9 protein-coding genes are annotated in these 13,072 nt (G+C 40.5%); 1 reads left to right on the top strand and 8 read right to left on the bottom strand.

From position 1 onward, the window contains the following. Positions 1–140 precede the first annotated feature (140 nt). The 8 genes from carB to HWV00_RS04060 all read right to left on the bottom strand — a co-directional run bounded on the left by carB (position 141) and on the right by HWV00_RS04060 (position 12,367). Entirely contained in the window at positions 141–3,359 is a 3,219-nt protein-coding gene (gene carB, locus HWV00_RS04095) for a carbamoyl-phosphate synthase large subunit (RefSeq protein WP_211684876.1), read from the bottom strand. Between the two features lie 27 nt (positions 3,360–3,386). Continuing rightward, a complete protein-coding gene (carA, locus tag HWV00_RS04090; protein WP_211684875.1) occupies positions 3,387–4,532 on the bottom strand; it encodes a glutamine-hydrolyzing carbamoyl-phosphate synthase small subunit in 1,146 nt (381 codons plus the stop codon). 169 nt (positions 4,533–4,701) lie between these two features. Next, positions 4,702–5,520, bottom strand: coding sequence for a 4-hydroxy-tetrahydrodipicolinate reductase (gene dapB, locus HWV00_RS04085; protein WP_211684874.1), 819 nt, complete (start codon positions 5,518–5,520; stop codon positions 4,702–4,704). A 542-nt stretch (positions 5,521–6,062) separates the two neighbouring features. Then, the gene (locus tag HWV00_RS04080; protein ID WP_211684873.1) at positions 6,063–6,680 is read right to left on the bottom strand and encodes an FKBP-type peptidyl-prolyl cis-trans isomerase; all 618 of its coding nucleotides are present in this window, start codon (positions 6,678–6,680) and stop codon (positions 6,063–6,065) included. A 144-nt stretch (positions 6,681–6,824) separates the two neighbouring features. Further along, a complete protein-coding gene (locus HWV00_RS04075) occupies positions 6,825–7,757 on the bottom strand; it encodes an ROK family protein (RefSeq protein ID WP_211684872.1) in 933 nt (310 codons plus the stop codon). 300 nt (positions 7,758–8,057) lie between these two features. Further along, on the bottom strand, positions 8,058–9,185 hold the full coding sequence (dnaJ, locus tag HWV00_RS04070) for a molecular chaperone DnaJ (RefSeq protein ID WP_211684870.1): 1,128 nt from the start codon (positions 9,183–9,185) through the stop codon (positions 8,058–8,060). Positions 9,186–9,280: 95 nt separating this feature from the next. Next, positions 9,281–11,209 carry a molecular chaperone DnaK gene (gene dnaK, locus HWV00_RS04065; protein ID WP_211684868.1) on the bottom strand — a complete coding sequence of 643 codons (1,929 nt, stop codon included), beginning with the start codon at positions 11,207–11,209 and terminating at the stop codon, positions 9,281–9,283. 270 nt (positions 11,210–11,479) lie between these two features. Beyond that, a complete protein-coding gene (locus HWV00_RS04060; RefSeq protein ID WP_211684866.1) occupies positions 11,480–12,367 on the bottom strand; it encodes an ABC transporter substrate binding protein in 888 nt (295 codons plus the stop codon). Positions 12,368–12,539: 172 nt separating this feature from the next. Between HWV00_RS04060 and HWV00_RS04055 the strand changes: the two genes are divergently transcribed. Continuing rightward, the gene (locus HWV00_RS04055; RefSeq protein WP_211684865.1) at positions 12,540–13,001 is read left to right on the top strand and encodes a cytochrome c; all 462 of its coding nucleotides are present in this window, start codon (positions 12,540–12,542) and stop codon (positions 12,999–13,001) included. The last annotated feature ends 71 nt before the right edge of the window (positions 13,002–13,072 follow it).

Below are 13,072 nucleotides of genomic sequence, written 5' to 3'. Positions count from 1 at the left end.
TTACAATCGCCTTGTAAGCGGTAATTGAAACTATCAAGATTTCAATTACGCCAAATTGCAGATATAAAAAAACCTCGTTGCTTCTGTTATTAATATAACAAAAACAACGAGGTTTTTTATTAACTATAAATACTTACAGCTTACTTAATACGAGTATGTAACTCTTGTACTGAGCGAACTGTACCGCGGTCATCAGCAGAGTGCGCTTGGCACGTTGCAAATGCAGCATTCATTGTTGTTGTGTAGTTAACTTTATAACGTAAAGCAGCTGCACGTAGTTGACGAGAATCTTCAATCGCAACACGACCTTCAGTCGTATTGATGATGTAGCTGTATTCGCCATTTTTGATACGGTCAAGAATATGTGGACGACCTTCATGTACCTTGTTTACTAGACGAAGATTAATACCTTCTTCACCCAGTGCAACAGCAGTACCGTGAGTCGCATCAATTTCAAAACCAAGTGCAATTAATTGCTTAGCTAGGTCAGCTGCGCGAGCTTTATCACCGTTACGCACAGAGATAAGTGCACGACCAGTCTTAGCAACTTCAGCAGAAGCACCAAGCTGTGCTTTAGCGTAAGCTTCAGCGAATGTATCACCCACACCCATTACTTCACCAGTAGAACGCATTTCAGGACCTAGTAACGGGTCTGAACCTGGGAACTTAGCAAATGGAAGTACTACTTCTTTAACAGAGTAGTATGGTGGGATAACTTCTTCAGTGAAACCAAGTTCAACTAACGTTTGACCAGCCATTACTCGAGCAGCAACTTTTGCAAGTTGTACACCTGTCGCTTTTGAAACAAAAGGAACAGTACGTGCTGCACGCGGGTTAACTTCAATAAGGTAAACGTCATTATCTTTAACAGCGAACTGCGTATTCATCAGACCGATAACACCTAGTTCTAATGCTAATGCACGTACTTGAGCACGCATCACATCTAGAATTTCAGGGCTTAATGAATAAGGAGGTAATGAACAACCTGAGTCACCTGAGTGAACACCTGCCTGTTCAATGTGCTCCATGATGCCGCCGATAACAACATCTTTACCATCACAGATAGCATCAACGTCAAGTTCGATTGCGTTATCTAGGAAACGGTCAAGTAGTACTGGTGATTCGTTAGAAACACTTACCGCTTCTTTAAAGTAACGACGTAAATCGATTTCGTCATATACGATTTCCATTGCACGACCACCAAGTACATACGAAGGACGTACTACAAGTGGGTAACCGATTGCTTCAGCAGAGATAACTGCTTGTTCAGTCGTTGTTACCGTGTCATTTTCAGGCTGTAATAAACCTAGACGGTCAACAGCTTGTTGGAAACGTTCACGATCTTCTGAACGGTCAATTGCATCTGGTGATGTACCGATGATTGGCACGCCAGCCGCTTCTAAATCACGCGCCAGTTTAAGTGGTGTTTGACCACCGTACTGAACAATAACGCCTTTAGGTTTTTCTACACGAACGATTTCTAATACATCTTCTAATGTAATAGGTTCGAAGTATAGACGGTCTGATGTGTCATAGTCTGTTGAAACAGTTTCAGGGTTACAGTTAACCATGATAGTTTCATAACCATCTTCACGCATTGCTAATGCTGCGTGTACACAACAGTAATCGAATTCGATACCTTGACCAATACGGTTAGGACCGCCACCGATGATCATGATCTTATCTTTATCTGTTGGTGCCGCTTCACATTCTTCATCATATGAAGAATACATGTAAGCAGTATCACTTGAGAACTCAGCCGCACATGTATCAACACGCTTATAAACCGGTAAGATTTCTAAACGGTGACGTAATTTGCGTACTTCATTTTCACTTACACCAGCAAGTTTAGACAGACGTAAATCAGAGAAACCTTTACGCTTAAGTTGGCGTAATAGTGTTTCATCTAAGCCTGATAGGCCTATTTTACTTACGTTTGCTTCAGCGTTGATGATGTCTTCAATTTGAACAAGGAACCAATGGTCAACACGTGTAATTGCATAGATTTCATCGCGAGACATACCACTACGGAAAGCGTCTGCAATGTAGAAGATACGCTCTGCGCCAGCTTCAGTTAATTCATGACGAATTTTAGCAGTTGCAGTATCATCGTTTAGATTCACTTCTGGATCAAAACCGTTTTTACCGATTTCTAAGCCACGTAATGCTTTTTGCAGTGACTCTTGGAAGTTACGGCCAATTGCCATTACTTCACCCACAGACTTCATCTGTGTCGTAAGACGGTCATTTGAACCTGCAAATTTTTCGAAGTTAAAGCGTGGAAGCTTAGTTACAACGTAATCAAGTGTTGGTTCGAATGATGCTGGTGTAGCACCGCCAGTAATGTCATTTGACAATTCGTCTAGCGTGTAACCTACCGCTAGTTTTGCAGCAATTTTTGCAATTGGGAAACCCGTTGCTTTTGATGCAAGTGCAGATGAACGAGATACACGTGGGTTCATCTCGATGATAACCATACGGCCATCTTCAGGATTAATACCAAACTGTACGTTTGAACCACCTGTTTCAACACCAATTTCACGTAGAACAGCCATCGATGCATTACGCATGATTTGGTATTCTTTATCCGTTAGTGTTTGTGCTGGTGCAACCGTAATTGAGTCACCCGTGTGGATGCCCATTGGGTCAAAGTTTTCAATTGTACATACGATAATGCAGTTGTCGTTTTTATCACGCACAACTTCAGTTTCGTATTCTTTCCAACCGATTAATGATTCATCAATCAATAGTTCAGTTGTTGGAGAAAGATCTAGACCTAGCGTACAGATGTCGATGAACTCTTCCATGTTATAAGCGATACCGCCACCCGTACCACCCATAGTGAATGATGGACGAATAATACATGGGAAACCAACTTCAGCTAGAACACCTTTAGCTTCTTCGATTGTGTGAGCAATACCAGCACGCGGTGTTTCAAGACCAATTGCTTTCATTGCTTTATCGAAACGACTACGGTCTTCCGCTTTATCGATTGCATCAGCTGTTGCACCGATTAGCTCAACACCAAATTCAGCTAAAACACCGTTGCTTTCTAATTCAAGTGCACAGTTTAATGCTGTTTGACCACCCATCGTCGGTAATACCGCATCTGGACGTTCTTTTTCAATGATGTTACGTACAACTTCCCAATGGATCGGCTCGATGTAAGTCGCGTCCGCCATTTCTGGGTCAGTCATAATTGTAGCTGGGTTTGAGTTAACTAAAATAACTCGGTAGCCTTCTTCACGAAGCGCTTTACAAGCTTGAGCACCGGAATAGTCAAACTCACATGCTTGACCGATTACGATTGGACCTGCGCCCAAGATTAGAATACTTTTTATATCATTACGTTTTGGCATAGTTTAATTCTCTACTAGGTATCAGGCTTAGGCGTTACTTTTTTCCATCAATTCGATAAAGTGATCGAAAAGAGGAGCTGCATCGTGTGGACCAGGACTTGCTTCAGGGTGTCCTTGGAAGCTAAATGCGGCTTTATCAGTACGATGAATACCTTGTAAAGAGTCATCAAATAATGACTTATGCGTCATTACTAGATTTTCAGGTAATGTTGTTTGATCAACTGCGAAACCATGGTTCTGAGCCGTAATCATTACTACGCCACGTTCCATGTCTTTTACAGGGTGGTTAGCACCGTGATGACCGAACTTCATTTTTAATGTTTTAGCACCACTTGCTAATGCAAGTAATTGGTGACCTAAACAAATACCAAATACTGGAATATCTGTAGTCAAAATTTCTTTAATTGCTGCGATTGCATAATCACACGGTTCTGGATCACCAGGGCCGTTTGATAAGAACACACCATCTGGTTTTAACGCTAATACTTCTTTCGCTGTTGTTTGAGCTGGTACAACCGTTAGACGGCAACCACGGTCAACTAACATACGTAAGATATTTCGCTTAACACCATAATCATAAGCAACTACGTGGAAACGTGAATCAGTTGCTTCTGCAGGTAAACCACCCGTTAACGTCCAGCTACCTTGGTTCCATTCGTATGACTCTTTAACAGTCACTTCTTTTGCTAAGTCCATACCTTTAAGGCCTGGGAATGCTTTAGCAAGCTCTAATGCGTGAGTTTCATCTAGGTTCTCACCTGCGATGATACAACCCGCTTGAGCACCTTTTTCACGTAAGATACGTGTAAGTTTACGTGTATCAATATCAGCGATACCAACAACATTACGTTCTTTTAGATAGTCAGTAAGTGATTGTTGATTACGGAAATTAGAAGTGATTAAAGGAAGATCTCGAATGATTAGTCCACAAGCATGAACATCTGAAGATTCTGCATCTTCATCATTTGTACCGGTGTTACCGATATGTGGGTAAGTGAGAGTAACGATTTGGCGAGAATAGGAAGGATCGGTTAATATTTCTTGATAACCAGTCATTGAAGTATTAAAAACTACTTCACCTACCGAATGACCTTCTGCACCGATAGACACACCACGGAATACTGTTCCGTCTTCCAACACCAACAAGGCGATATTACTCAAGACAACCTCCAAAAATAGATAGAAAAATAATAAAATAAATCAACTATTTACCCCAGGCTGTCACACAGCATAGTAATTCGAGCTTAAACAAACAACCTCTGAATTACTAAATTTTGGCAAATTCCGCGCATAATACAGACAAAATAAATGTTACGCAACTGTTTTATTTTACATTTTGAATTTAAGATTTAAGATCAAGTACATCTTGCATCGTGTACAGACCCTGTTCTTGGGCAAATACCCAAGCAGATGCGCGTATAGCACCTTTTGCAAATGTCATGCGACTTGAAGCTTTATGCGTAATTTCAATACGCTCGCCAATGTCAGCAAACATAGCTGTGTGCTCGCCCACTAAATCACCTGCGCGAATAGTGGCAAAGCCAATTGTTTCGCGATCGCGTTCACCGGTATAACCTTCACGGCCATAGACAGCTACTTTTTTCAAATCACGGCCAAGTGTATCGGCAATCACTTCGCCCATACCAAGTGCCGTACCTGAAGGCGAATCAACTTTATGACGGTGATGACCTTCAATGATCTCAATGTCAGTGTAGTCACCCATGACCTTCGCAGCCATTTCAAGCAACTTAAACATGACATTAACACCAACACTCATGTTAGGCGCAAATACCACGCCTGTCGTATTACCAGCATCGTGAATCAGTTGTTTTTGTTCGTCACTAAAACCTGTTGTACCAATGACTATTTTCTTATTGTTCGCCACAGCAAATTCAAGATGTTTCAGTGTTGCATCTGTCGTCGTAAAATCGACTATCACATCAAAATCATCAACAACATCAGTAAGGCTACTCACGACTTTAACACCCAGTGAACCTAGGCCAGCCAATTCACCAACATCTGCGCCTAAAAAGTTACACTCAGGACGTTCGATTGCTGCACCAACAACAGCCACACCATCACTATCTTGAATGGCTTCTAAAATGGTACGGCCCATACGACCATTACAACCCATAACCGCAATTCTTACTGCTTGTCCCATCTAGACTTCTCCCTGTGTTTATCATTAATCAAATAGTTAGAGTACTTTGATGATAACACTCCTCGAAACACATCAACAATGCCTACTTACGTTTCTTTCACATAAAAATCAGGCATAAAAAAACCCGCTATTCTAAGTGCTAGAATGCGGGTTTTCTTATACTGAATATTAGCAATCAACCGAAGATACCAAATAGGCCAGCCCATAGGTGCATCGTTGGTATTGTTAAAAATACAATTAAAAATACTAATGCATATTTCCAGTTAAAATCGTTATACGTTGCCATTACTCATTATCCATAATTGATCTAAATCAAAAAACATCTTACCTAAATAATAATAGCTCAGCAGCAATTATCTCAACCACACTATTAATTTATACCTTTATAGGTAGTGCCAATCTAAGATTTAACAACTAAAGAAAAAGCGTAGCGTATAGTGATGTAATGCCAAAAGATTAACTGAAAGCATATTTTAGACATAAAAAACGCCTTGTTCATATTGCTATAAACAAGGCGTTTAACTAGTCTGTAATGGGACTGATTAGATAATGTCTAATAGTTCTACTTCAAATACTAGTGCTTGGAATGGACCGATTGCAGCGCCTGCGCCCTGTTCGCCATAAGCAAGGTTGTGTGGGATAGATAGTTTAAATTTATCACCAACGTTCATTAGTTGTAGTGCTTCAGTCCAACCAGCGATAACACCGCCAACTGGGAATTCAGCAGGTTGACCACGTTCAACAGAGCTGTCGAATACAGTACCGTCAGTTAGCATGCCATGGTAGTGAACACGTACTGTAGATGCTGCAGTAGGCTTTTGCTCGATGTCGCCACGTGCGATAACTTCGTACTGTAGACCAGACTCAGTTACAGTAACTTCTTCACGCTCTGCGTTTGCAGTTAGGAACTTTTCACCTTCAGCAGCAAAGATTTTTGATTTTTCAGCTTTTTCAGCTTCTAATTTCTCATGGATTAGTTGGAAAGCTTGGTTTAGCTCTTCGTTGCTAACTTTGCTTTCTGCACCAGCGAACGCATCAGCAAGACCAGCTTGAACAGCTGAAATGTCTAGACCTTCGAAAGGGTTAGCAGCAAGCTGTTGACCCATTTGAAGACCAATACCGTAACTACCTTTTTGTTCACTTGTTGCAAATTCAGACATAATTAAACTTCCATAATTCTTAATGATAAACACAGTTACTGTGTTGCTTAAATAACTAGGTATGGGCGATTTATTTAAAAACAAGGGAGAGAATAAAAAAAAATGCCTTAATTTATATTCCCCCGTCAAACCGCATTAAAACGACTATTTATAATTCAGTAGCGCAGCGCCACGAACACCGCCTTCACCACCAAATTCAGCTTGTTTTAACGCCGGTATCTTCATATTGCTAAATACATAAGCTTTAATTTGTTCTGGCAACTTCGTATATAACGCATCAAAACGCGCTAAACCGCCACCAAAAACAATCACATCCGGATCGAGGATCATCATCAGATTACCTAATGCAGAAGCGAGAATATCTAAAAATACAGAAATAGTTTTCACCGCAACAGCTTCATTCGCATTATACGCGGCAATAATATCTGGGCCTTTGAGGGCTTGTTCTTCACTGCATGATCCATCGATATGAAGCTTATAAAATTTGTATAAGGCAGCAAGTCCTGTTCCAGAGCAATACGTTTCTAAACAAGAATGTCCGCCACAACCACAGTGAGTCACAGGTAATTCAGGGTGACGTTGTAACATGGTACCCGGTATAGCCATGTGTCCAAATTCACCAGCACCGAAGTTATGCCCTGACAAAATTGTTTTATTAATACAAATAGCACCACCGACACCAGTACCTAATGTCACTGCAATCGCAACATCTGCATTTTCAGCAGCGCCTCTGAAGCACTCTGACAATGCAAAACAGTTCGCATCATTTTGAACTTTTACATCTCGACCAATACGTTTTTCTAAGTCGTTCTGTAAATTTTGACCATGCAGGCTTGGTAAATTAGAACACACCAATGTATTCGTCTCAGAATCCATTACACCGGGATAGCCAATACCGACTAAGCCTTTACATTCAAACTGTTTATCAGCTTCAAAAATAAATTTATCAAGTGCATCAAGCAGTTCCTCATAGTCTTCAGCAGGAACAGGAATACGTTCATTAAAAACACATTCAAGTGCGGTGTTATATACCGAAAACTCTATTTTAGTACCACCAATATCAAAGCCGTAATACATTCCATCTCCACAACCGTTAAATAACAGTAAGTTAATCCATAAAAATTTTATAAATTATTAATACTAATAGTTTAATCAAGACAATGGTATTTAACTAAGCTATATCTGTGTAATCAATCACACATCCGCAACTCACTACCATTAAGTGGTAGTTAATTAGGCAAAATAGAGTTTCAATAAGTTACAGGACAGGTGTTAGTTTGACTGGTAAATAAAATGACAGATAGAAAAAAGCCGCGATTAAAATCACGGCTTAGAACGACTAATAAATAGAGTAGCTAAATCAATAAGCTGACTGAATTATTTAGTTAAATCATCAAAGAAGCTTTTAACGCCATCAAAGAAACCTTCAGACTTAGGCTTATGTTTCTTTGCTGATGCATTATTTAATGATGCATCGAACTGTTGTAGCAATTCTTTTTGTTCAGCATTTAGCTTAACAGGCGTTTCAAGTGTTACTTTACAAAGTAGATCACCCGTAGCGCCACCACGAACTGACTTAACGCCTTTACCGCGTAAACGGAACATGCGACCAGTTTGTGTTTCAGCAGGTACTTTTAATTTAACGCGACCATCTAAAGTTGGTACTTCAATTTCGCCACCAATAGCTGCATATGTGAAGCTAATTGGCACTTCACAGTAAAGGTTGCTGCCATCACGTTCAAAGATCGCATGCTGACGCACACTTACTTGAACATAAAGGTCACCCGCTGGAGCACCCATATCGCCCGCTTCGCCTTCGCCTGTTAGACGAATACGATCGCCAGTATCAACACCTGCAGGGATTGTTACTTTTAGATCTTTGCTACGTTCGTAACGGCCTTCACCATGACATTTACGGCAAGGATCTTTAATGATTTTCCCTTTGCCATGACACGTTGGGCAAGCTTGGTTTACAGCAAAGAAACCTTGACGCATTTGTACTTGGCCTTGGCCATGACACGTGCTACAAGTTGTTGCTTTACTGCCTGATTTAGCACCTGAACCATTACACACTTCACAGTGGCACTGGCTAGGAATACGGATCGTTTTGCTTACGCCACGAACCGCTTCTTCAAGTGTAAGTTCCATGTTATAACGCAGATCACTACCACGTGCAGCACGTTGCTGACGACCACGGCCGCCTCCGCCGCCAAAGATATCACCGAATACATCACCAAAGATATCGCCGAAGTCGCCTTGACCGCCGTGACCACCTTGTTGATTTACGCCTGCATGTCCATATTGGTCATAAGCCGCTTTTTTCTGTGCATCATTTAGCACTTCGTAAGCTTCTTTAACTTCTTTGAATTGCTCTTCCATCGCTTTATCACCCTTGGTTCTGTCTGGGTGATACTTCATTGCAAGGCGTTTATAGGCCTTTTTAACATCTTTTTCGCTAGCGTCGCGTGATACACCTAGCACTTCATAAAAATCGCGTTTTGACATAATAATCAGCTTAAATTGAAATAATTTAGATACACGAAAGGCGTTGGTGCAGCACCAACGCCTTTGCTATTTAAAAACTAATAACTCAGGCGTTATTATTTTTTGTCGTCTTTCACTTCTTCGAACTCAGCGTCAACAACATCACCAGCCACGTCTTTTTCTTTTGGCTGTTCAGCACCAGCTTCAGCGCCAGCTTGTTGTGCTTGAGCTTGCTGTTGAGCAATTTCCATCAATTTTTGAGCGGCTTCCATTAGCGCTTGAGTTTTAGCTTCAATTGCTTCTTTGTCATCGCCTTTAATTGCTTCTTCTAGTTCAACAATTGCAGCTTCAATTTTTTCTTTTTCGTCAGCAGGTAGTGCTTCGCCAGCTTCTTCGATTTGCTTACGAGTACCGTGAACCATTGCATCAGCTTGGTTACGTGCTTGTACTAGCTCTTCGAATTTAGCATCTTCAGCAGAGTTTGCTTCAGCATCACGTACCATTGCTTCTACTTCTTCATCAGAAAGACCAGAAGACGCTTGGATTGTGATTTTTTGTTCTTTACCAGTATCTTTATCAGTTGCAGATACGTGTAAGATACCATCAGCATCGATGTCGAATGCAACTTCGATTTGTGGGATACCACGTTGTGCAGGACGGATACCTTCTAGGTTGAATTGACCTAGTGATTTGTTGTCTGCAGCACGTTTACGCTCACCTTGGATTGCGTGAACAGTTACAGCAGCTTGGTTATCTTCAGCTGTTGAGAATACTTGTGATGCTTTAGTCGGGATAGTTGTATTTTTCTCGATAAGCTTAGTCATTACACCACCCATAGTCTCAATACCTAGAGATAGAGGTGTAACGTCTAGAAGAAGTACGTCTGTTTTGTCGCCAGAAAGTACCGCACCTTGAATCGCTGCGCCCATTGCAACTGCTTCATCAGGGTTAACGTCTTTACGTGCTTCTTTACCGAAGAATTCAGTAACAGCCGCTTGAACCATAGGCATACGTGTTTGACCACCAACTAGAATGATGTCATTTACGTCACCAACAGCTAGGTCTGCATCTTGTAATGCAATACGTAGTGGTTCCATCGTTGCTTTAACTAGGTCTTCTACTAGAGATTCTAATTTAGCACGTGTAACTTTGATGTTTAAATGTTTAGGACCTGATGCATCAGCAGTGATGTAAGGTAGGTTTACATCTGTTTGTTGTGCTGAAGATAGTTCGATTTTCGCTTTTTCTGCAGCTTCTTTAAGACGTTGCATTGCTAGCGGATCGTTTGTTAGGTCGAAGTTTTGTTCTTTTTTGAATTCTTCTACTAGGTAGTTGATTAGACGTGTATCGAAATCTTCGCCACCTAGGTGAGTATCACCGTTAGTTGCTAGTACTTCAAACGTCTTTTCGCCATCCATTTCATCAATTTCGATGATTGAGATATCGAATGTACCACCACCAAGGTCGTATACAGCAACAACGCTATCGCCTTTAGCTGTGTTTACGCCATATGCGAATGCAGCTGCAGTTGGTTCGTTGATAATACGTTTAACTTCAAGACCAGCAATACGACCAGCATCTTTCGTTGCTTGACGTTGTGAATCGTTGAAGTATGCAGGTACAGTGATTACAGCTTCAGTTACTGCTTCACCTAAGTAGTCTTCTGCAGTTTTTTTCATTTTTTTCAATACTTCAGCAGAAACTTGTGGCGGAGCCATCTTTTCGCCTTTAGCTTGAACCCATGCATCACCATTGTCAGCTTTAACAATTTGGTAAGGCATGATTTTGATATCACGTTGGATCTCTTCATCTTCGAAACGACGACCGATCATACGTTTGATTGCAAACAGCGTGTTCTCAGGGTTAGTAACAGCTTGACGTTTTGCAGGCTGTCCTACCAAAGTTTCACCATCAGCAGTATACGCGATGATTGACGGGGTAGTACGATCACCTTCAGCATTCTCGATTACACGAGCAGTGTCGCCATCTAAGATTGATACACAAGAGTTAGTTGTACCTAAATCGATACCAATGATTTTACCCATAGTCGTTATTCTCCAATAAATACTTTCATTTACAAATTTGATACAGAATAGATGGTGACGGTGAAAACATATTTCAAGTCTATTAAAAACTTTTCCGTCACTGATAACCTGCACCTTGCAAGGTTATCTCTGCGATTGAAAATAAATATGGGGACGAAATGATAGGCTTCAAGCAGAAAAATGAATTAAATAAAAAAAAATTGAATATATTCGATTAAGTTGACCTGAACAGGTCGCGAAAACAGCTGTTCAAGTCGATAAGTACACAAATCACTCGATAATATAATTCGCTTTATCAATCACTTCACTCGACAACTCAACCCCCATACGAGTAGCTGCGTCTAAATTAAGAGAAAGTACTGGTTGAGCAAGATAATTATCGGTGTATCCATTTTCAGCCAAGCGAACGAGTAAATCAGCGGTATCTCGGCCAACTTGCACGTAGTCTATGTTGTAAACCGCGAATATACCTTTATCAATACTGCGATGGTCTTCGCCAATCAGAGCCACATTATTACGTTCGGCAACGGTAACAATGTCATTAAGCTCGGGCATATCAGTAATATGGCAAGGTAAATAAATTGCATCCACTTGAGGGGCTAACTCACGTGTCGAAGATCTTAACTCAGCACTACTTTCAATATAATGATAAATAATGCGTACACCTTTATACTCTTGCTCTGCTAAAAACTCTTCGACATTGTTGATATCCGTTGCGTTTCTATCAAGAATCACACCCATAATGTTAATACCAGGCAATAATTTCTTAATGAAATTAGCTTCATAGCTTTCGATTACGTCACTGTTGTTATTAAGCTCACTCTCATCAAGATAAATGTCAGTTGATAGACCTTGTTGACTCACTAATGTAATAAAGGGGCTGCTTTGCGAGATTGAAATCGTCATATCAACATCTGCGATCCGAGTCTTATTATTCCCCCCCCACGACAGATCCGCTTCAGTAACATAACCTTGTCGAATTAATTCAGACTCCATCCCCGACTGCACATGGGCGACGACCATACTTGGACTTAATGTTGACACTGTATTTTTTAGTTGCGTCGCTTGAGCAACAAAAGAGAATAGGTAAATAACAATAAGCATGACAGTGGGAGTAAAAATTAGATGTGATCGTTCCATGATATGACCTTCTCGCATTACGCTTTCCTTAGCTATTTAATACTGCCGAAGTGAACTAAATAACTTAACACACTATTTTTTAATAAATAATGCAATGCGTCACATTTTCTAATACCTAAAAATAGGCTACTATCAAGCATATAATAATAACCATTTAAACAATGGCCTAACATAAAAATAAGGAAGCAATATGTTCTGGAGCAAAACACTGAAATTAGCTGGTATTACATCATTAATGATGTTTACAACTGCACAAGCGGCTACATTTGACAAACCAGAAACTGATATTAAGTATCGTCAATCTGCATTTTCAATGATTGCTATCAACTTTTCTGATATGGCAGATATGGTGAAAGGCAAGAAAGAATGGAATGATGCACAATTCCAACTTCGCGCAGAGCAATTAGCACAGTTAGTACCAATGGCACACACTGGTTTTGGTTCTGCTGATAGCAAAGAAGGTGATACGAAAGCCAAAGCTGCGATTTGGACTGACGCTGATGGGTTCGCAACTAAATTTGCTAAGTTTACTAAAGACACACAAAACTTAGCGAACGTTGCAAAAGAAGGTAACCGCGGACAAATCAAAAAAGCATTTGGCCAAGCAGCTAAAAACTGTAAATCATGTCATAGCGATTACAAATCTAAATAATGAACAACGTGCATCAATAACGTTAGTTCACAAACCAAATACTAAAAAGGCGAACAAATATATTTGCTCGC

It is taken from the genome of Moritella sp. 24 (genome assembly GCF_018219155.1).
Classification (GTDB): Bacteria; Pseudomonadota; Gammaproteobacteria; order Enterobacterales; family Moritellaceae; genus Moritella.
The sequence above is the reverse complement of the archived record's forward strand: the minus strand, read 5'-3'. Positions and strand labels throughout refer to the sequence as shown.

Bases quoted from the DNA above. Each gene is read 5' to 3' on its own strand.
- carB (WP_211684876.1), bottom strand. From the start codon at position 3,359: ATGCCAAAACGTAATGATATAAAAAGTATTCTAATCTTGGGCGCAGGT.
- dapB (WP_211684874.1), bottom strand. From the start codon at position 5,520: ATGGGACAAGCAGTAAGAATTGCGGTTATGGGTTGTAATGGTCGTATG.
- dnaK (WP_211684868.1), bottom strand. From the start codon at position 11,209: ATGGGTAAAATCATTGGTATCGATTTAGGTACAACTAACTCTTGTGTA.
- HWV00_RS04055 (WP_211684865.1), top strand. From the start codon at position 12,540: ATGTTCTGGAGCAAAACACTGAAATTAGCTGGTATTACATCATTAATG.
- dnaJ (WP_211684870.1), bottom strand. From the start codon at position 9,185: ATGTCAAAACGCGATTTTTATGAAGTGCTAGGTGTATCACGCGACGCT.
- HWV00_RS04060 (WP_211684866.1), bottom strand. From the start codon at position 12,367: ATGCGAGAAGGTCATATCATGGAACGATCACATCTAATTTTTACTCCC.
- HWV00_RS04075 (WP_211684872.1), bottom strand. From the start codon at position 7,757: ATGTATTACGGCTTTGATATTGGTGGTACTAAAATAGAGTTTTCGGTA.
- HWV00_RS04080 (WP_211684873.1), bottom strand. From the start codon at position 6,680: ATGTCTGAATTTGCAACAAGTGAACAAAAAGGTAGTTACGGTATTGGT.